At 59.2% G+C, this 21,246-nt stretch carries 17 protein-coding genes; 1 reads left to right on the top strand and 16 read right to left on the bottom strand.

Going from position 1 to position 21,246, the window contains the following annotated elements:
* Positions 1–264: 264 nt before the first annotated feature.
* The 10 genes from ABHU32_RS03155 to ABHU32_RS03110 form a co-directional block, all read right to left on the bottom strand.
* Positions 265–732, bottom strand: a complete 468-nt coding sequence (locus ABHU32_RS03155; protein WP_117821523.1) for a YfcE family phosphodiesterase — start codon at positions 730–732, stop codon at positions 265–267.
* 95 nt (positions 733–827) lie between these two features.
* Positions 828–1,544 carry a LytR/AlgR family response regulator transcription factor gene (locus tag ABHU32_RS03150; RefSeq protein WP_022094115.1) on the bottom strand — a complete coding sequence of 239 codons (717 nt, stop codon included), beginning with the start codon at positions 1,542–1,544 and terminating at the stop codon, positions 828–830.
* Positions 1,545–1,616: 72 nt separating this feature from the next.
* Positions 1,617–2,960, bottom strand: a complete 1,344-nt coding sequence (locus ABHU32_RS03145; protein WP_346978899.1) for a histidine kinase — start codon at positions 2,958–2,960, stop codon at positions 1,617–1,619.
* Positions 2,957–4,144 carry a glycosyltransferase gene (locus ABHU32_RS03140; protein ID WP_346978898.1) on the bottom strand — a complete coding sequence of 396 codons (1,188 nt, stop codon included), beginning with the start codon at positions 4,142–4,144 and terminating at the stop codon, positions 2,957–2,959. Before ABHU32_RS03140 ends, ABHU32_RS03145 begins: the two co-directional genes overlap by 4 nt.
* A 182-nt stretch (positions 4,145–4,326) precedes the next feature.
* Positions 4,327–5,577: an MFS transporter gene (locus ABHU32_RS03135; protein WP_346978897.1), complete on the bottom strand. Its 1,251-nt coding sequence runs from the start codon at positions 5,575–5,577 to the stop codon at positions 4,327–4,329.
* 233 nt (positions 5,578–5,810) lie between these two features.
* Positions 5,811–6,755, bottom strand: coding sequence for a zinc dependent phospholipase C family protein (locus ABHU32_RS03130; protein WP_346978896.1), 945 nt, complete (start codon positions 6,753–6,755; stop codon positions 5,811–5,813).
* A 91-nt stretch (positions 6,756–6,846) separates the two neighbouring features.
* Positions 6,847–7,581 carry a LytR/AlgR family response regulator transcription factor gene (locus ABHU32_RS03125; protein ID WP_346978895.1) on the bottom strand — a complete coding sequence of 245 codons (735 nt, stop codon included), beginning with the start codon at positions 7,579–7,581 and terminating at the stop codon, positions 6,847–6,849.
* 38 nt (positions 7,582–7,619) lie between these two features.
* On the bottom strand, positions 7,620–9,005 hold the full coding sequence (locus ABHU32_RS03120) for a histidine kinase (RefSeq protein WP_346978894.1): 1,386 nt from the start codon (positions 9,003–9,005) through the stop codon (positions 7,620–7,622).
* A 117-nt stretch (positions 9,006–9,122) separates the two neighbouring features.
* Positions 9,123–10,400, bottom strand: a complete 1,278-nt coding sequence (locus tag ABHU32_RS03115; protein WP_055310078.1) for a metal-dependent hydrolase family protein — start codon at positions 10,398–10,400, stop codon at positions 9,123–9,125.
* 131 nt (positions 10,401–10,531) lie between these two features.
* Positions 10,532–11,983 carry an APC family permease gene (locus tag ABHU32_RS03110; protein ID WP_055310077.1) on the bottom strand — a complete coding sequence of 484 codons (1,452 nt, stop codon included), beginning with the start codon at positions 11,981–11,983 and terminating at the stop codon, positions 10,532–10,534.
* A gap of 564 nt (positions 11,984–12,547) precedes the next feature.
* Between ABHU32_RS03110 and ABHU32_RS03105 the strand changes: the two genes are divergently transcribed.
* Entirely contained in the window at positions 12,548–13,378 is an 831-nt protein-coding gene (locus ABHU32_RS03105) for a C39 family peptidase (RefSeq protein WP_346978893.1), read from the top strand.
* Between the two features lie 453 nt (positions 13,379–13,831).
* Here the strand turns inward: ABHU32_RS03105 and ABHU32_RS03100 are convergent, their stop codons facing one another.
* From ABHU32_RS03100 to arcC, 6 genes are all read right to left on the bottom strand, one after another.
* Positions 13,832–15,286, bottom strand: a complete 1,455-nt coding sequence (locus ABHU32_RS03100) for a family 1 glycosylhydrolase (protein WP_267489792.1) — start codon at positions 15,284–15,286, stop codon at positions 13,832–13,834.
* Between the two features lies 1 nt (position 15,287).
* A complete protein-coding gene (locus ABHU32_RS03095; RefSeq protein WP_346978892.1) occupies positions 15,288–16,637 on the bottom strand; it encodes a PTS sugar transporter subunit IIC in 1,350 nt (449 codons plus the stop codon).
* 9 nt (positions 16,638–16,646) lie between these two features.
* Complete coding sequence (locus ABHU32_RS03090; RefSeq protein ID WP_346978891.1) at positions 16,647–16,940, bottom strand: PTS sugar transporter subunit IIB; 294 nt, start codon at positions 16,938–16,940, stop codon at positions 16,647–16,649.
* A gap of 46 nt (positions 16,941–16,986) precedes the next feature.
* A complete protein-coding gene (locus ABHU32_RS03085) occupies positions 16,987–17,313 on the bottom strand; it encodes a PTS lactose/cellobiose transporter subunit IIA (RefSeq protein ID WP_346978890.1) in 327 nt (108 codons plus the stop codon).
* 115 nt (positions 17,314–17,428) lie between these two features.
* A complete protein-coding gene (locus ABHU32_RS03080; protein ID WP_346978888.1) occupies positions 17,429–19,324 on the bottom strand; it encodes a BglG family transcription antiterminator in 1,896 nt (631 codons plus the stop codon).
* Positions 19,325–19,732: 408 nt separating this feature from the next.
* Complete coding sequence (gene arcC / locus ABHU32_RS03075; protein ID WP_055310076.1) at positions 19,733–20,695, bottom strand: carbamate kinase; 963 nt, start codon at positions 20,693–20,695, stop codon at positions 19,733–19,735.
* Positions 20,696–21,246 lie beyond the last annotated feature (551 nt).

Raw genomic sequence — 21,246 nt, 5'->3', positions numbered from 1 at the left:
GCTGCTCTACAGTCCTGCGCAAGACGGAAAGCACATTAAGTGCTTTCCTTTGCGTGCGGAACTCGCGACAAACTTAACCCCCGCCCTCAGCCCCGGAGACCCTCCCTGCCGTCACATTATTCAACCAGTTTTGCGGGCGTGCGCCGCTGCGCGGCTAGCCCGCGTGCTCTTCGGCGGGGTTGGTCTGATGGATCTTGTTGAACTTCGGCCTTTGGCTTAAAGAAAAACGGGGGACGCATTGTGCATCCCCCGTTTTTGTTGCGGTTAGTCTAGGTCAATAAACTTGGTACTTATGATCTTGCCGTCTTTTACTAGCATTCTGGCCATGGTGGGGCCTCGGGTGCCTCTGGGGTAGCTGGCGCTGCCCGGGTTGAGGACTAAGCAACGGCCCACTTGGGCTTCTTTGGTTACGTGGGTGTGGCCGTTGATGGCTACGTCTACGGATCCCACCGGAAGGTCTTCGCGGTAGTGGGCTACGGCGAATTTAAGGCCTTCGTAGGTAAAGAGTGCAAGACGGTCTACATCGGGGCCGTAGTCGCGGTAGTAATCGTTGTTACCCAGTACGGCCCGCACGGGGGCGATGGTGCATAGGTGCTCGTAGTCCATCTCTGACGTGAGGTCGCCGGCGTGGATAATCAGGTCTGCGCCCTCAAGCTCATCCAAGAGCGCAGGCGATAAATAGCCGTGGGTGTCCGAGATGATGTCGATGCGCTTGGCGCTTGCACTGTTCATGGGATCCCTTCCGCAAAAAACGATTCGGCAGATACATACAAAAAGGCCCCACGGCTCCGCAGACGATGGGTCTACAGGGCTGCGGGGCCAGTGTGCTAGAGACTCAGGGCCTTCTTAAGCGGCACGACGCGGCGGCGCGAAACCGGCACGCGTTCGTCGACGCCCGTAATGCCCAGCTGGATGGCGCCCGAGGGCACCGTCTCGACGTCCGTAACGCACGCCAAGTTGACGATATAGCGGCGGTGAACACGGAAGAAGCCAAAGTCGCAGAGCTTGGCCTCAAACTGCGCCAGCGAGGTCGTCGACAAAAAGCGATCATCGACGGTATAGATGCAGGAGTAATCGTCCTTGGCCATGATAAAGCGAATGTCGTCCACGGGAATGAGCACCTTGCGGCCGCCCTTTTCCACCGGGATACGCTCGATGGTCACCTTGCTGTCCGTAACCGGCTTGGTGCGTTGCATGACCTTCTCGATCGCGCGATCCAAGCGAGCTTCCTCGACCGGCTTCATCAGATAATCGACGGCATCCACGTCGAATGCCTCGACCGCATGGTCACTATACGCAGTCACAAACACGATCGCCGGCGGATTTTTGAGCTTATGCAGCGCCTCGGCAAGTTGCAGGCCCGAGGCACCGGGCATCGAGATATCGAGAAACACGACATCCACGCGACTTTCCATAAGCATCTCGATGGCGGAGCGGACGCTCGACGCCTCCGTGATCGTGCCGATCTTGCCCGTTTGCTCGAGCAGGAAGCGAAGCTCCGAGCGAGCCGGCGCCTCATCATCCACAATCATCGCACGCAGCATAGGGATAAAACCTTTCGTCAACTAACTACGCCGGGCATCCGTCGCATGACGTTGAGCCCGTAGCCTTTTATTTTACTCTTGAATGTCAAAGATGCTCTCTGACAAATCAAGATGAAGGAGCACTTTGGTGCCCTTGCCCGGCGCCGATTCGACACGCGTATAGGAGTGCGGCCCATAAAAGCGATGGATGCGCTCCGAAATATTGTGCATGGCCACACCGGCGCCGCCACCCTGGGGAGAGCTGGCGTCGGGACGGGCAGAGCGCTCGTCAAACAGTCTGGCGGCGGTACCCTCATCCATGCCCACGCCATTATCGGCCACGGCAATCAAGATTGCATCCTCGCCGTCTTGGTGAACGGTCACGTCGATCCTCAGGGCGTCGTCATCGCCCATACCATGACGTACGGCGTTCTCGACAATCGGCTGGATCACGAACGCCGGCACCAGCGTATCTTCCACGTCCTCGGACACATCGAACGTCGCGAGCACGCGGTCCTCGCCAAAGCGGGCCTTCTCAAAGGTAAGGTAGCGCTTGGTCTGTGCAACCTCGCGCGAGACCGGAATAAGCGATCCCGAGTTGTCGAGCGTGGCACGATAGAACGATGAGAACTCACGAAGCAGTTCGCGGGCCCGCAGCGGGTCGGTGCGCGTAAACGATGCAATGGTGTTCAGCGTGTTGAACAGGAAGTGCGGGTTAATCTGCGCCTGCAGCGCACGCACCTCGGCGCGCGCCGTGAGCTCCTTTTGTACCTCGAGCTCGTGGATGGCGAGCTGCGTGGACAAAATCTCGGCAAAGCCCGAGGCAAGCGCGTACTGGGTACGGTCGACGGCGCGCGGGGTCTTGTAGTAGAACTTGAGCGTGCCGACGGTACGATCGCCCACCTTGATGGGGGCGATAATGCCGGCGGGGACTTGGTTGTGCGAGCCATCCGAGCCCACGACATCCACCATACGGTTGAACGACTGCACGATGCCATGTTCGATAACGTAGCGTGTGGCAAGCGTGTGGATGGGAGAATCTGGCAGTAGTTTTTCCTCAAACTCGCCCGCGCAGGCCAACACGTTGCCCTCGTCGGTGATGGCCACCGTCATGGCGCGCGTCTCGGGCAAAATGCGCCGGCACACCAAACGCGCCGACTCCTGCGTCAGACCGCCCTTAATGTCCTCGAGCATGGCCGAGGCCACCGAGAGCGTCTCCTCGGTGTACTGGGAGCGCACCGAATCGGGATTGAGCGTCAAAAAGATAAAGATGCACAGAAAGATGCACAGCAGCGCGCAGGCAATCACCGTGGCGATCGGCTCGATACCGGTCACCAAGGCAAAAATAAAGTACACCAGCACGCAAATGGCGCAGGCAACGGCAATGATGCGAAAGATTGAAATTGAATTATCGCGCTGGGCGCGGCGGTCGATCATTCAGCCCCCTCCAGGATGCTAATCAGTTGTGCGTCGCGCCAAAGTTCGTCCATGATCTTGGGCCAGAAACTCTGAAAACGCAGGTAGCTTGCGGCGTTTTGGCGGGCATAGGTCTTGGCCTCGTCAATACCATGACGCCAGATGCGCAGATACCCCTCGTGCTCGCGGGTAAACATGCTGCGGACCATGGCAGTCTTGCGCACGCGGTCGTCGAGCTCGCGCGAGATCCACGGGCCCGGATAGGGCATGAGTGATGCGGCCGTAACCGGAATGAGCTCCTTTTGGTGCGCAGCGAACGTCAGCTTGGCCCGCTCGTAGTACCAACGGTACACGTCCTGCATAAAACGCGGCGAGCGCTTCTCGGACTCGGGCGGAAGGTGGCGCACGGTCCACTCGTTGTCGAACCACACGTCGTAGCCAAACATGCGCATGTTAAAGAGATAGTCCAGATCCTCGCCGCGGGTGATAAACGGGTCGAATGCCACGCGGGTAAACGCACGGGCATGCAGGGCCATCAGGCCGCCGCACACGTAATTGGAGCGCGAGATGCGGGTGCCCGAGAGCGCCTTTTTCATCCAGCGATTGAACTCGATACGCTTGGTCCACCAGCGATGGCAAATGCCCGCTTTGTCCGTGGGAGCCAGCGGCGACCCGTCGCGATCGTAAAAGTATCCGCTCTTGACTAAAATCGGCAGGCCCTGACGCGTCTGTTGGCCCAGTGCATAGGTCGCACGCTTCATAAAGTCGGCATCGATGACGGTCTCGTCGTCATCCAAAAACACAACCGCGTCGTGCCCCAACACGGCCGCGCAGGCAAGACCCATGTTGCGGATGGCGCCGTAGCCGCGCAGGCTCACGCACTCGCCCGAGCCTTTGGGCGCAATCTGCGCCACGCGGTCGGCAACACGCGAAGCCTGAGTATTGGTAACGATGGTGACCTTAAGTGTGGGATGCGCATTAACGATTTCGTGCACGCGATGGGATACGTCGGCCGTGGCAGAAACCGGACAGACCACCAAGAGAATGATGCGCGGAATGTCGCGTACCTGTTCGAGCGAAGTCAGGCAGCGATCGAGTTCCGGGTTGGCGGCATTGAGCGACGTCGAGTGATCGTAGGTGCCGGGAGCGTTTGCTTGGGTATCATCGCCTGCCCAATATGTTGGGATCACAACCGTGGCGTTCATACCTTTACCCTCCTTGCAACACAAAAACGGGGCGCCGCCAAACACAGGCGACGCCCCGCGACCTAGCTGGTTCCATCATACCCACTTGGGCTAAACATTGTTCGGAAGTCAGAATGATTTATGCGGCTACTTCCAAAAGAGTGCTGCGGATAGGCACAATTGCCGTACTGAGCCCAGTTGTCTTACGCCGCCGTCTGAGCCATGCGGGACAGACGGACCAGCAGCACAAAGCCAAGCACCAGCAGCACGCCGATGGAAAGGACGCCCAGCGACGGGTTGCCGGTCAGCGAGGTGACGACCGACACCAGGAAGGTGCCCATCACGCTTGCGTAGCGGCCAAAGATATCAAAGAAGCCGTAGTACTCGTTGGACTTTTCCTTGGGGATGATGCGGCCAAAATAGCTGCGGCTGAGCGCCTGCACGCCACCTTGGAACAAGCCGACCAAAATGGCGAGCACCCAAAACTCAAAGGCGGTCTTTAAGAAAAACGCGGCAAAGAGCACGATGCCCATGTAGGCGGCGACGGCCACCATGATCATGTTGAGCGTGCCCACGCGACCGGCGAGCTTGCCGTAGATGATGGCGGACGGGAAAGCGACGAACTGCGTAACGAGCAGTGCCAGTACCAGCTGGGTCGAGTCGATGCCCAGAGCCGATCCGTAGCTGGTTGCCATGGAGATGACCGTATGGACACCATCGATGTAGAAGAAGAACGCGATCATGTAGACCAGCACGGGCTTGTTGTGGGCGATCTCGCGCATGGTGTGTCCGACCTCGGAGAACACGCCGCCCACGATGTGGCCGATGGTGTCCTGGGGACCGCGCTCGCGACCGTACTTTTGCTTATAGGTGCGAATGAGCGGCAGGGTAAAGATGAGCCACCAGGCACCGGTGATGACAAACGACAGACGCGTTGCCAGCATGGTGGGGACGCCAAGAGCGGGGCCACCCATGATAAGCGCCAGGCAGATGATGAACGGCACGGTGGAACCGATGTAGCCCCAGGCATAGCCCGAGCTGGACACGGCGTCCATGCGCTCGTCGGTGGTAATGTCGGGCAGCATGGCGTCGTAGAACGTCATGGAAGAGTTAAGGCCGATGGTACACAGCACGTACACGGTCAAAAATGCCATGGCGGACATGGGGATAGCCTGCGCCAGGCAAAGAACCAGGCCCGTGAGGAAGAAGCCCAAGAAGAACTTGATCTTGTTGCCGGCGTAATCGGCAAGCGCGCCCAGAATGGGCATGAGCATGGCAATGACCAGCGAGGCGATCGTCTGCGCGTTGCCCCAGGCGACCACCAGGTCTGCCGAGGAAGCACCGGTATTGATGGCGTTAAAGTAGATGGGCACCACCGAGGTATTGAGCAGCACGAGGGCCGAGTTGCCCACATCGTACATAACCCAGTTACGCTCGAGCTTGGTGTATTTCATGGACAGGGCCCCTTCGTATTCGCCCGATATGCAGTTAGTTCATCGTACCCCAATTGTCCAGAAGCGCCGGTAAGGATTCGGCAAAGGGACAGGAGCGGTCATACGGACACGCAGGGCGAAACGCCATCCCATCAACGCAGTTGCGGTGAAATAGTTCCCGCTTAGCCCTCCGGGGGCTTCATTCAGGAACTATTCCACCGCAACTTATTGGAGAGTATGGGCGAGGCAGCTTGCTACTCCTCGCGGTCGAACTCTTCGTCGGCGCCGAGCACGCGACCGCTGTAATTGACGTGGTTGGTCACGGCTTCCATATCGCCGGTCTCGATAAAGCGGGCAACCGTGCACTCGTAATCGAGCAGCGCGCGGTCAAAGACCTCGGGGAAGCTCTCGGTCGAGACTTCATCGGTAAAGGGGTTCTTCCATGCCAAGTGGCCCAGGTTGCCGGTACGCTCGGGCAGCTCGGTCGTCACGCGGTGCGCAAGGCCGTCGAGCAGCGAATAATCGTGCACCAAGCCCTCGAGCAGGGCAATCGCGCGCGTCTTGGCCGAACCGGCCGGCTCGATAGTGCGGTAGAGCAGCTGCATGTCGGCTACGGCGCCGCCGTACTCCCCCGCCGGGACATCGATGCCGTACACGCGCCCGGCGACGTAGCTCATCAGCACGCCGGCAACGCGATTGATGCGGTCGGTAGTGACGATCTCGCCCGCCGGAGGATAATCCTCGACCGTGGCACCGTCACGTTTGAGCTGCAGCATCAGCACGTCCAGGTCGCTTTCGAGCACGGCGTGAACTTGACTGCCCGAAGCCTCGAGCTCGGGGTCGGAATCAACAATGCCAAACTGCTGCTCGTAGACAAAGGGGTGGGCATTGCGGTCGAGCACATAGTGAGACAGCAGGCCCAGCGCAAAGGCGCGACCCAGATTGGCATCGCGCGGCTGCAGGCGCGACACGCCGTCGCGCAGGCACGAAAACTGGCGCGACATGCGCGAGCGGTGCATGACCTGAGCAAGCGACATACAGTCGGAGATGCGCGGCGTGAGCATGTGGAAGAAAAACGGGTCGGGACCTTGGTTTCCCAGGATAAAGGCGATGCGCTCCTCGTCGGACGTAATAACGCCCTGCGGAAGACGGTCGATGCTTTCCTCGCCAAACAGATGATGCGTAATGAGCGCGGGCATAATAATCCTTTCGATTTCATTCGATGCAATCCATTATGCCCACCGCACAGTCATGCCAAACCTGTAACGGCAAACGATGGCACACCGACCCTTACGCAAGCCCCAAGTGCGATTTGACCTCGGCAGCGCGACGGCGGGACACGGGCACCATCGAGGTTACGCGATCGAGCCTGAGCTCCATAAGGCCCGTGGAGCCGATCTCGACATTGTGCACGTCTTCCAAATTGACCAGATAGCTGCGGTGGACGCGGATAAAGCCCTCGGAGGCCAAGCGGCGCTCGAGCGAGGAAATCGACTCATTGATCAGGTACGTCCCCTCGGCGCAGACGGCGTTGCAAAAATCGGCGCGCGCCTCAAAGTAGCAGACATCCGCCACGGGAATGAACACCTTTTTGCCCCCGCGATCCACCGTCAGGCGCAAAGGCTGGCGCGGAGCATGGACGACACGGCGAGCGCCCAGGGCAGTCTCGATCTTGTCGAGTGCCTTTGACAGGCGGGCATCCTCGACCGGTTTGACGATGTAATCGACAGCATCGAGGTTATAGGCATCGGCCGCATACTCGGCAAATGCCGTCACAAACACCACAACCGGCGGCGTCTTTAGGTTCTGCAGCGTCTCGGCAAGCTCAATTCCCGAGCGACCGGGCATGGTAATGTCTAAAAACAGCACGTCGGGCTTGTTCGACAGAATCGACTCCACGGCTTCGGTGACATTGCCCGCCTCGGCAATCTGACCCACACGCGTATCCTTTTCCAACAGATAGCGTAGCTCAGCCCTAATTGGAGGCTCGTCATCAACCACCAAGATGTTCCAGCCTTCGGACATATGCGCTTCCCCTCTTTTTCTCTCAATCCAACCGCGTGCTACACCGTTAGCGGCGCCGGCTCATGCGGCTCGCCGTTCAACTCAACGATGACCTGCGTTCCCACGCCCTCCTGGGACTTCACGCGCATGCCAGAATCTTCTCCGTAAAAGAAATGGATGCGTTGAAGCACGTTGAAGAGCGCCAGGCCGCAACCTCGCTTGACGGAGCCGTCGGCGGTAATGCTCTCGGGCTCCTCTCGGCGATGCTGCTCAAACAGATGCGCGCAGACTTCTTCGCTCATTCCGATGCCGTCATCTTCGACGATGATCTCCAAGCCGTCATCGGTCTCAAAAGCCCTAACACGAATAGAAAGCGGCTCGATCTCGCGCTGCGCATGCTTGATGCAGTTTTCGAGCAGCGGCTGCAAGATAAACGGCGGTACCAGGCTGTCGCGCACCTCAAAGTCGATGTCGACCGAAACGCGCAGACGGCCGTCGCCATACCGGGCCTGCATAAGATTGATATAACGAGCGCCCTGTTCCACCTCGTGCTCGAGCGTGGTGAGCGTATCGGAGTCAGAAAGCGTTTGACGATAGTAGTTGGAAAAGTCGATCAGCAGCGATCGCGCCTTGTCGGGCTCGGTTCGAACGAGCGACACGATCGTGCTAATGGTATTGAATAGAAAATGCGGGTCGACCTGCGACTGCAGGGCGCGGAGCTCAACGCGGGCCGTGAGCTCGTCCTGGCGCTCGAGCTCAAAGCTGGCGAGCTGCGTGGAAATTAGATCGGCAAAACCCGAGGCAAGGGCCGTCTGGCGCATATCAATGCTGCTCAGGCGGGGATAGTACAGCTCGAGTGTGCCCACGCAATGCCCGCGCACGGTAAGCGGCGCGACAATGCCGGCGCGCAGGCGGGGAAAATAACCGCCCGTCTCATTGGAGGTGTCGCGCGAAAACACGCTCTGCTCGCCCGTCTCAATCACACTGAGCGTGGTCTTGAGCACGACCGGGGTGCCGGCGGGGCACTTTGCCGAGTCCTCGCCCCAGCTTGCCAACACCTGTTTGCCATCGGTAAAGCAGATGGCAGAGGCGATGGTCTCGGACAGGATAATTTTAGAGGCGCCCAGGGCCGCTTCGGGCGTAAGGCCGCGCGACGTGTAGGCGAATATTTTTGATGCGATGGCGAGCGTACGGTCGGTTGCGCTCGATGTGAGGTCGTCGGGGACCACAAAGACATACGAGAAAAAGAAGCACAGCATGACCATGCCGGCAATAACGACAACGCCCGGAACGGGATTGGGGTTATCGGTTAAATCCCAGATAAGCAGCAGGATAAGCGCCGGAACGACAACGCCGAGCAGGATGGCCTGGACCACATGCTGGGCCGTACGAAAGACCTTGGTAGAGTTGTAGCTCTTGCCCAGAATCAGCCTGTTTAAATCCACCGTCATCCCCTTTTATCTATCGCACCCATAGCAATAAAGAGGGCCGCAAGCGACCCTCTCCATTGCATTATGCAATCAAATGCTGTGTTTTACATCCAGTCGTCGATGAACGGTAGTTTAGGCGCTGTATTTGTTGGCCTCGCCAAAGGTGCCAGCCTCGACGATCCAGCCGTCCTTCATGATGACGTCCATGTTGTCGGTGTTGAGCACGTGGATGTCGGCGGCGACGTCACCGTTGACGACCAGCAGGTCGGCGCACTTGCCGGCCTCGATGGAACCGGTCTCGTCCTCGATGTGGCACATCTTGGCACCGTTGAGGGTGGCGCAGGTGATGGTCTCGACCGGGGTGAAGCCGATCTTGTCGACGAACTCGTACATCTCCTCGATGGAGCAGGTGCCGTACGGGGTGACGAAGGAGAAGGAGTCAGAGCCGATCGTCATGACGACGCCGCGCTTCTTGGCCTCGCGCAGGCAGTCGTAGTTGCGCTGCAGCTCCTTCTCGACCAGGGTGCCCTCGTACTTGTCGTGCAGCTCGGGGACGTAGACGGGCGGATAGGTGGCGTACCAGGTGGGCAGGAAGGCGATCGTCGGGGTGAAGAAGGTGCCCTGCTCGGCCATGAGGTCCATGGTGCGCTCATCGATATCGAAACCGTGAATCAGCTGCTCGCAGCCAAAGCGAACGGAATCGTAGGCAGCGGCGTGGTTGTTGTAGCAGTGGCTCCACACGGGGATGCCGACCATCTTTGCCTCTTCGACTACGGCCTGGATCTCCTCGGAGCAATAGTGCTGGTCGCGACCGGAGTCCCAGCGCCAGATGCCGCCACCGGTAGCCCAGATCTTGATGGCATCGGGGTTCTCGCGCAGGCGACGACGGACGGCCTTGCGCAGATCCCAAGGACCGTCGACCTGGTCGCCCCAGGGATGGGATTCCTTGTTGAGCTCCTGGGTGCAGTGGTGGGAGTCACCGTGGCCGGCAACGCGGCAGAAGCCGAGGCCGGTGGCCAGAACGCGCGGGCCCTTAAAGACGCCCTTGTCGATGCAGTCACGGATCTGGATACCAAAGCGGCCGATTTCGCAGACGGTGGTGAGGCCGTGGGTGAGGCAGTCGTAGGCCTGCTTGACGGCGACGGCCTGCTTCTCGAGGAGCGGCTGCATGACCCAATCGGTGTCATCGTCGGTCAGATTGCCCGAGAAGTGCAGGTGGGTGTCGATCAGGCCGGGAAGGACGGTCTTGCCGGCGGCATCGATAACCTCAACGCCCTCGGGAAGGTCCTGCATAGTGCCGGCGTACTCGATCTTGCCGTTGTCGTCGACGAGAACGAGGGAGTTCTCGACCGGCTCGGCACCGGTACCGTCGATGAGCTTGCCGCCAACGATTGCATACTTAGTGGACATGGTTCCTCCTTATGGATCCATATAGTGGGCGAGGCCGTGTTGGGTTAAGGCCTCACAAAGCTACCCAAGTGGTGCCGGGTTCGGCGCGCGGGAGAGAGGGCCCCGCGCACCCGATCCGCCCCGGCTAGGCGTTACTTTTTGCGGGAATTGGTGAAAGCCATGAGGGCCAGGCCAATAGCCAACCAGCCGATTACGATGCTCCACTCCACCATGTTGAGGGAGGCGGGAGAGAACGGGATCACGAGCAGGCCGATGATGATGGCGCAGGCAGCGATAGCGAGGCCGATGCCAAACTTGCCGCCGGGTACCTCGTAGGGACGAGGCAGGTCGGGCTCGGTGAAGCGCATGCGCAGGCAGGCGAGGGCGACCATACCGCAGGAGAAGATGAAGGCGAGAGCCGACACGTTGGTCAGAGGGATGAGCATGTTCTTGCCCAGGAACGGACCGATGACGGTGATAACGCCCAGAACGACGCAGGCGAGCTTGGGAGCGCCGGACTTGGGGTCGACCTCGGCGAACTTCTCGGGCAGTTGGCCCTTGCGGCCCATGGCGAGCATGATGCGGCTCGTGGCGCCGTAGAAGGAGTTCATCGGGCCCATGGGTCCAAGCGTGGCGATGACGAGCATGGCCAGGTACAGAAGCATGTTGATGCCCTTGAGGCAGGCAAGCGCGGGAACCGGGCTCTTAACAAACTCATGCCAGTCGAGGATGGTGCCGAACGAGTAGATGCAGACCATGTAGAAGCCGCCGGCGGCCAGCAGGGCCAGGGAGATGATCTTGCCGAACTTGTTCCAGTTGAGGCCCTCGGCTGCTTCCTCAGCCTGCTGAGGAATGGTGTCGAAACCGGCGTAGAAGAACGGGGTCAGAACCAGGACCGACACGATGCCGGCGAACAGGCTGGCGCCCTCGGTAGCGGCCTTGCCGCCGCCAGCGCCGGTGACCTGGGAGAACACGGGCATGGCGTTGTCCGGCGAGCCGGTGAACAGCGAGACGCCCATGGCGAGCAGCATGCCGCAGAGCAGGGCCTTGGTCAGGAAGGCCTGGAGCTTGGCGGCCGAGCTGGCACCGCGGAAGTTGAGGAAGATGACGTAGGCTGCAAAGCCGAGCGCGATCAGCGTCGGGAACAGGTAAACGTCGGCGCCCAGGATGGTGTAGAGCTTGACGGCGCGCAGCCACTCAAGACCGGGCAGGCTGCCGAACATCTCGGACACGAGGGTCGAAATGGCGATGGCCTCCCACGGGCACAGGATACCGTTGCCCAGAGCCAAAAGCCATCCGGTGATGTAGCTCAGCGTACGGCCAAAGCTACGATCGACATACTCGACGATGCCGCCCGAAATGGGGATAGCAGCCGTGAGCTCACCGAAAACAGCTCCGACGGGCACGAGGAAGATTGCACCCAAGAGGAATGCGATCATAGCGGGAACGGGACCGCCGCCCACGACCATCCAGTCGCCGACCTGCAGAACCCAACCGGTACCGATAATGGCACCGAAACCGATGGTGAAGAAGTTCCAGAGCGAAAGCGTTTTCTTCATACCGCCGTTATCCTCGACTGCAACTTCTGCGTTCTTGTCCGCCATTGTTCCCCTCCTTTCCTTTTTGACGCCCCTTGACGTCACCCCTTGCGCGGTCTGTTTTGCCGCGCTCTTTTATTTCGTGGCTTTACAATACGGCCTTGGCGCAGCACGGCCGCCCATGGCTCGACCGAAGGCCGAACTCGCATATGAGCGGCGCCGTTTTTGGGACGAACGGCACGGTTTGCCGTTCATTGTTGCCGCCCGCCCGACGGGCGTACGCTCATCGGACGCATATAGAGATGTTTTTGAGGCCGTGTGTTTTGCGCCTTTCGTACCGTTTACCGAGCTTTTGACGCGCAGACCCATTTGTTGCATATCTTTTTTGTAGGATGGACAGGTTATACATGAGACAAGGCGGTACGAATGGCATACGGATACAACGACGGTGATCAACGGCGACAAAGCGTTCGCCTTGCTGGCCGTACCACGCCGACGCCCAGAAGTGCCACGAGCGGCAATCCGCAACGCCCTCAAGAGCAACCCAGGCCTTCATCTCGGCAGCAGGCAAGCAGAACGCGGCAGAGTGGCCGTCCGAGCACGGGCACAAGCGCGCAGCAAGATAGCCGCTTGGGCGCGCGCACTCGACAGCGTCAGGCCGAGGTTCCGCAACTACGCCGCAACGGCGCACGTCAGCCCAGCATCCATATCAACCGCTTCTTTTCGCATCCCCAAGGCGGACGCGACGGCAAGCCCTACCGCTCGACATCGCACGCGAATGCCCCCGCCCTGCCGGCTCGTCGACTTCGCCTCGCACTGTGCTCTATCCTTACCTGTCTGGTCTTTGTGCTTATGAGCTCCTGTATGTCCCACGGGTCGGCCGGTCTCGAGCCCACCGCGGAGGACAAGCTGCTCAAGGCCCCCGTCGCACCCGGTTATTCTTTCGCCTTTTCGACCCCACGCTCGCAATGGCAAGCCGGCACGATGCCCCATATCTATCAGATCGACCCTGCGTGGTCGGAGCTGTCTTACGCCGGCGGCACCATCCGCCAAAATGCCTGCGGGCCTACGTGCCTCACCATGGTCTACATCTTTAAGACGGGACGCACCGATATGACCCCCGTCGATATGTGCGCGCTTTCCGAGGCGGGCAATTACGCCCCCACCGGTGCAACCGAATGGTCGTTTATGACGAGCGGCGCATGGCAGTTGGGACTTAACGGAACGGAGCTCCATAACGATCGCGACTCTATGACTCAGGCGCTGCGTTCGGGAGCGCCCGTCATCGCCGCCGTTCGGCCGGGCACCTTTACCAACGTGGGCCACTACATTGTGCTTTACGGTATTGACGACACCGACCAGATTGAAGTCTTCGATCCCAACTCGGCCAGCCGCAGCGCCCGCCGCTGGGGCGTCGTAGAGGTCCTCAACGAAGTCGAAGCCATGTGGGCCTACTACTAGTCATTGGGCACTCATTGGGGACAGACTTAAATGAGTGGTCGTCGGGGACAGTCTTACGGACGCCGGCCGAGAGCAGACGAAAAGGGCCATCCCGAACTGCTTGGAACTGCCAGCACGGAAAGCGCATCCTGCTTTGGGGCCCAATAGCGGGGTGCGCTTTCCGTTAGCGACCCGTTTGGGAAACTAGGGACCGCTTTTCGACAATAATCCGGGATGCATTTTCCGATTGAGGGCCTCAAGGGAAACCGCACCCCATGTTGGACGCTCATTCTGGGATGTGCTTTCCGCAGTTGATCGATGCGGCCTTTAAGGACTGTCCCAAGCTGCCGGCAGGAAAGGAACGTCCCCAAGTGCCGGGTTTCCGCAGCCTGCAATGCTCCTCATGAACAGCCGCCTCAATAACAAAAGCCCCCGCGGCCGAAGCGGACCGCGGGGGCAACAGACCTGCAAGAGTTAACTCAAGTCCTCGCCATTTGATGCAATGACCTTTTGGTACCAGCAGAAGCTGTCCTTTCGGTAGCGATCGAACGTGCCTTTGCCCATATCATCGGCATCGACATAAACAAAGCCATAGCGCTTCTTCATCTGCCCCGTCGAGGCCGACACCAAATCGATACAGCCCCACGGCGTGTATCCCATCAGGTCAACACCGTCCTCGACAATTGCATCGCGCAGCGCAAGAATATGCCTTCGCAGGTAATCAATATGATACGCATCGTGGACTTTGCCGTCTTCCAGCGCATCGAGTCCGCCCACACCGTTCTCGGCGATAAAGAGCGGAAGATGGTAACGATCGTGGTAGCCGGCAAGCGTCACGCGCAAACCCAGCGCATCGATCTGCCACTTCCAGGCAGTCTCTTTATCCTTGAGGTACGGATTGCGCAACGTCGGGAACACGTTGCCCTCCGCCTTCTCGGCGATCACCTGATCATCGGCGCACACCAAGCGCGAGCAATAGTACGAGAACGAGATGAAGTCGACCGTATGCTCTGCCAGATACTCCGTATCGCCCGGCTCAAAGGGCACGTGAACACCCTCTTTCTCGAGTGCACGCAGCTTCCAAGCAGGATAGGCGCCCGCAGCCATCACGTCTGTGTAGAAGTAGCGGCCGCGGTCCTCCTCATACGCAAGCCATACGTCCTCGGGCGCACAACGGTACGGATAGGTCGCACCGGCAGCGACCATGCAACCCACCTTGTTTGCGGGATCGATCTTGTGCAGAATCTCGACAGCGCGAGCGCTCGCCATAAACATATGGTGCGAGAACGCCGCAGTCACGGCTGCACGGTCACGCTCATCCTCGAGCGTGACACCCGCGTTGAGATAGGACAGCGCCACGCTGTTGATCTCGTTGAACGTAAGCCAATAACGCACGAGGCCCTGGTACGCGCGTCCGACGGTCTCGACGTAGTGCGCATACCGCTCGATCATCTCTCGGCTTTGCCAGCCACCATAGCGCTCGACCAGAGCCAACGGATAGTCGTAGTGCGACAGCGTCACAAGCGGCTCGATTCCATGCTCGCGCAGCGCCTCGAATACCTGACGGTAAAACTCCAAGCCCTCGCCGTTGGGCTCGGCCTCCATCCCTGTGGGAAAAATACGGCTCCAGCAAATTGAAAGACGCAGGCACTTAAAGCCCATCTCGGCAAAGAGCTCGACATCCTCGTGCCAATGATGGAAGAAGTCGTTGCCCCAGCGGCATGGATACAGCCTGTCCGGATCGTCCACGGGCTTTTGCCTGCCAAACATTACATCCCAGCGGTCGGAACCCTGTGGGATCAGGTCGGAGTGCGACATGCCGCGGCCGCCCTCGTTCCAGCCCCCTTCGGCCTGGTTGGCGGCGAGGGCACCACCCCACAAAAAGCCCTCGGGCATACCGGCGGCAGACGTTCTGTCAAAGTAACTCATGCTACTCAGCATCCTCGGCAGAAGCTGCCGCGGCGTTCTCCTGCTCCTGAGCCAGGAGCTGGTTATCGTACACCTTAAAGAACGGGTACCAGACCACAGCCATGACCACGATCAAAACGATCGTAAACACCCAGATGCGCGGGTCGAGGCACTGGACAAAGCCCTGAACGAAGATGGGGAACGTGCCGCTCACCAAGATGTAGAAGTTAGAGACAAGACCCAGTGAGATTGCACCCCAATACAGCAGGGCCGAAATCATACCGCCCAGCACAAACGGAATCATGAGGATCGGGTTGAAGATGATGGGTGCGCCAAAGATCGCGGGCTCGGAGATACGGAAGAAGCTCGGCACGATCGATGCCTTGCCAAATGCCTTGAGCTGCTGCGACTTTGCCCTAAACGCGCAGAGCGCCACAAAAGAGAACGTATTGCCCGTGCCGCCGATGAGGTTGATGACCATCGACATGAGTACCGGGTGGAACTCAAGCGGCTGCCCAGCAGCGTAGAGTGAGGCGTTGGCAGCAAAGGCGGCAAGCGTGACCGGGGCGGTGATGGGCATCACGATCATGTTGCCGTGGACGCCAAAGCACCAAAACAGCAGCGTCATGAAGCAGATAAGCAGTGCGCCGGGCACAGAGTCAACTGCGACGGAAAGCGGGGCAGCGAGCAGCTTCTCGATAACCGAGGGGATGGACAGCGTGGGATCGATCATCTGGATCAGCAGGTTGCCACCAAAGAAGATGAGGATGTTGGCGAGCATAGGCACGATGGCGCCAAAGGTTTCGGACAAAAACGGCGGCACGCCATCGGGCATCTTGATGGTGATGCCCTTGGTCTGGCAGAAGCGCGTGACCTCGACGGAGACCAGGGCAACGATGATGGCGGTAAACAGGCCCTGCGCACCCAGATAGGTGCAGGGGACCGCCTGGAGCACGGACTCATCAGCAAGCTGGTAGTAGGACGACGGCGCCGCGGCGATCAGGAACATCACCAGCGAGGTCATACCGGCGTTAAGCTTGGGCATCTTGTAGGTGCCCGCCAGGTTATAGGCGATTGCGAACGTCACGATCACCGACAGTATGCCCATCGTCATGTTGAACGGGATGAGCAGCGTGAGCTTATTGGCCGTGGCAAAATCGAGCCAAGGGCCAAAGACGGACCAGAACCCGCCCTGCGCCACCAGGTCGGCCGTGACCGGCGGGTTGGCGATGATCATAAAGACGGCAGAGACCAAGATGAAGCTGATCGCGCTCATAAAGCCCTTTTGCATGGAGGCAAAGTGGCGCTCGGTGCCGCAGAAATTGGCAATAGGGGTCAGTTTTTCCTGAAGCAGGGTCATGAACTTTTCCATGGTCGCCTCCTAGCCCAACAGCGACTGGGCGAGTGCCAGCACGTTGGCGGCGTTGCCCATGCCGTAGTCCTGTGCGGGGATGACCGCGGTCGGCTTACCGCTCCCCTGCTTGACGGTGTTGAGCTGGTAGGACACCTGCGGCCCCAAGAGCAGCACGTCATAATCGGCGCAGGTCTCCTGATACTCGCCGATACCCACCGCATCGATATCGAGCACGATGCCGTTTTGCTCCGCGTATTTCTCGAGTTTCTTCATCAGAATGCTTGTAGACAGGCCAGCTGCGCAAACAAGAAGGATCTTCATAAGGGATTCCCTTCGCATTGATTGGTTGGATAGTCGCCGCACGCCGTTAGGCGTTCTTGGCTGCAGTGCGCTCATACAGGCAGATCAGCTCCTGCACGAGCTCCTGAGCAAGCATGGAGCACATGAGGTGGTCCTGAGCATGGACCAGCAACACATCCACCGACAGATGCTCGCCCGCCGCCTCGGTCGAAAGCAGCTGCGTTTGGATGTGGTGAGCCTTGATTCCCACATCCTTTGACTGCTTCATGAGTTTGGCGGCAGCGTCAAAATCCCCCGCCTTTGCCTTTTCAAGGGCTTCGAAGGCAAGGCTGCGCGCCTCTCCCGCTGCAGCGACCAGCTGAAACGAAACCATCTCGGTTCCCTGATCGTCCATAACGGTCTCCTCTCCCGTGATGTTTGGTTTGTACTTGAATATTCGAAACGCCTATCTCCCACCCGCAATCCTCGAGGTTTATTGCAGGCAGGCAGGGTTTTCGACAAAAGAAGCCTTAAGCCGTATGCGCTTGCACAAGCGCCATCAGCTCATGCCAGGACCGGCGCTCGCGTAAGCGCTCGACCCCCTGGCGGTCCATAAAGATCTCAGCGAGCAGCGAGCTCAAGATCCGCGTCTCATCGCCGCCCGACCGGGCAAACGACACCATAAAGACGATATCGACCTCATGGCCGTATTCGTCCCAAAGAATGGGATGTTCGAGCAGGCCCACGGTAACAAAGGCCTCGGCGCTCAAAGGATGCATCCCATGGGGCATGGCCACCCCATTGCCAAACGAGGTGGCACTCGCGCTCTCGCGCTCGGCAACCTCTTGGGCAAACTGGGCATCGACACGGCCGCTCTCGACGGCGCGCTCGGAGAGATATCGGAGAACGGCCTGCTTCGACGACGCCTCAACGCGGTTGAAGAACAGGGCACGGCTAAAGAAAGCGCTCAGGGAGTCCGATTGCGCAGCGTCATCACTCAGCACCTTGCGGATAGCGTTGACATCGCTCGTCTCCAAGAAGAAATCGGCCTCGCGGACGGGCACAGGCAACTTGACGTTGAGCGGCACCGTTGTGAACACGTAGTCGATGTGCGAAAAGTCGAGCGTTCCCACGCGGGCGACGTCGCATGTCTCAATCGACTCGATATACATACCAAACTGCTTGCGGTACTGGTGCTCGAGCATACGGGCGCTTCCCGCTCCCGAGGCGCACACGATCAGGATGCGTTTGCGACGCGGCTGGTCGGCTTGCTGCTCGAGGGCCAGGGCAAATGCCATGGCGATGTAGCCGAGCTCCTCATCAGAGGGCTGGCTGCCAAAATGACGCTCGAGTACCTGCGAGGTGCCGGCCGCCATCGAATAGGCCAACGGAAACCTCGTCTTGATATCGGGCAGCATGGGGTTATCCATATGCATGTGATATTCAAGGCGATAACCCAGAGGGCCAATATGCCGAGCAAGGTTCATGCGAAGTTCAAGATCGCTGCTAAAGTCAAACCTAAACTCATCGTTGACCGCACATACCATCTCGGAAGCGATCTCCCACATCTCGTCCGAGATAACGGCCGAGCCCTTCTCGGGCACGCCCGTGCCCCTGCCGAGCAAATGGATTGCGATAAAGGCAACCTCTTCTCGGGACATGCTCACGCCCAGGGCATCCTTGATGTTTGCGGCAATCTGGAAAGCCGCAGCGTATTCGCGCGTTCCCTCCAGCTTTAAAACGTCCGATTCTGCAGCCGGGACATAGCAGCCCTGCTCGATGCGGCCAAGAGCGATGTAAAGATGCATGATGAGATTGCGGGATGCCAGCGAGCTCACCGTGACGGGCGAGGCAGTCAGGGCATCGTCCACACATGCGGCGATGGCCCGCAGGCGCTCGGCGAGCTCTGCATCGTCGGTGTCGGGCAACACGGGCCTCACCAGTGAGGCCAGACACAGACGCCGTTGCGACTCCCCACCCGCAACGCGGATTCCGTAGCGAGGGCGCTTTTCGAGCATCAAGTCAAATTGGGCGAGTTTCTGCTCTACCAGACGCATGTCATTGGACAGAGTTCGCGCCGAAACGTAGAGTAAATCCGCATACTCCTCAATCGTCACCCACTGGGACCGCATGAGAAGGTCGTTAAGAAGGAAGGACACACGGCCGTCGCGCGTATCAGGAATGCCCGGATGGGCCAGAGCCGCACCGTCTAGCAAGCGAGCAAGCTCATCTGCATGTGCAACATCGATACGATATTGCCCTTTGCTGCCAACGATGCGTGCAACCCCCGCAAGCTTGTCGTTTGCGCGATGGATATAGTTTCTCACGGCGCGCTCACTTACCTCGAGACGCTTGGCAAGCACCGCGACAGTGACAGGCTGATCGTCCTCGATCATATTTACAAGCTGCTTAACGCGAGCATCCATGTCCTCCTCCTTTCCCTGCGTCTAGTCTAACGCGGTAAAGAATGACACTCCACGTCGCGCTCGTTCCGCCAACGCGGAACAGGTTGCGGGGAGTCCAGCTGAACTTATAGGGAGCACGGAGAGAGGGCCCGAAAGCAATGCGTCGGTGTGAGATGCGCTTTCCGCAGTCATTGGGGACAGATTTAAATTAGTAATCATTGAGAACGTTCTTGTTTGACTAGTCGTTTAAGAACGTCCCCAATGACTAGCCTTTAGGGACTGTCCCAAGCTGCCGGCAGGAAAGGAACGTCCCCAAGTGCCGGGTTGAAACAAAAGCCCCGCAGTCGGAGCGGACTGCGGGGCTCATGAAGAGAGGCTAGTTTGTGGGCGCCTTGCCCGGCGCCCACGAGAGAGGCAATGGAGTAGAGGCTACTCGTGGATGCGGGTACCGGAGAGGCCGGCCATGGTCTCGGCGGCCTTGTCCAGGGCGCCGATGATGCAGGTGCGGCCCTTGCGGGAACGGGCGAACTTGATGGCGGCGCGGACCTTGGGCTCCATGGAACCCTTGCCGAACTGGCCCTCGTCGGCCAGGCGCTCGGCCTCGTCGGCGGTAATGTCCTCGAGCTCCTCCTGGTTGGGCTTGCCAAAGTTGATGGCGACATGCTCAACGGCGGTCAGCAGGAACAGAACGTCGGCGTCGCAGTCCTCGGCCAGCAGCTCGCCGCCCAGGTCCTTGTCGATGACGGCGGGAACGCCCTTGTAGCAGCCCTTGTTCTCGTAGTCGCGGACGACGGGGATGCCGCCGCCACCGCAGGCGATGACGATGAACTCGTTGTCGAGCAGGTTGAGGATGGAGTCGGCCTCGACGATCTTCTTGGGATCGGGGGAAGCGACGACGCGACGCCAGCCGCGGCCGGAATCCTCGACGAAGACCTTGGAGGGGTCCTCGGCCATGAACTCCTTGGCCTGCTCCTCGGTGTAGAAGGGACCGATCGGCTTGGTCGGGTTCTTGAACGCGGGATCGTCCGGGTCGCACTCGATCTGGGTGACGACGGTTGCGGCGTGCCAACGCTTATAGCGCTTGTGCATCTCGCGGCCGATGCCCTGCTGCAGGTGATAGCCGATGTAGCCCTGGGACATGGCGCCGCACTCGGGCAGCGGCATCTCGGGGGTGCCGATGGCGTCGTGGGCGGCGGCGAAGGCGTTCTGGATCATGCCGACCTGCGGGCCGTTGCCGTGGGTGATGATGATCTCGTTGCCCTGCTCGATCAGGCCGAGAAGAGCGTGAGCGGTGTTGCTCACGGCCTCGATCTGCTCAACGGGATTGTTGCCGAGGGCGTTGCCGCCAAGGGCGACGACAATACGATCGGGCTTGCCAAGAGGCTTAGACATTGCTGGAATCCTTTCTGTAAAAGGCCTACAACCCATTAATAACCCGCGCCCGTGCAATACGCGAGTTTATTAAGGTTTATATTCTCTTTATCGCTCATTTTATTCATTTTGAAAATAGTTGAACGGTGAACGGTCGTTTTTATCCGCTCAGCGTACAGAACCCCAGCTCAAGCATATCTACGTCATTTACGTGCAACTTTATTTTAATAGAGCAGGGATTAGACCAGATTATGCAAACTATATCTTTGCTAAACACAAAACAATCAGCGCAAAGTCTTACTCGCACTATACGAGATTCTATGCACTTATTGGACGAGTATGCAGCCCTGCAATAACATGGCGTTTTTCATCCAACTTAAGGAATAGACGAGTGCCTTTGCCGCGCGTCGGCCGGCAGCCGGCGAGCCGTCTCGTCGGTTGCCGCTTCCAGAAAATCAAAAACTGATATTGCGTGCGCAATTGCTGCATGGTACTTTAGCGAAGAACAGCGCGGGCTGGGGCGACAGAGATTTGTCGTGAAGTTTGGGTTCGGCGACCCCGCTGCTGTCTTC

It is taken from the genome of Collinsella aerofaciens (assembly GCF_039758965.1).
GTDB lineage: Bacteria > Actinomycetota > Coriobacteriia > Coriobacteriales > Coriobacteriaceae > Collinsella > Collinsella aerofaciens_BR.
Note: the sequence above shows the minus strand (reverse complement) of the source record. Positions and strands in the feature narration are given on the sequence as shown.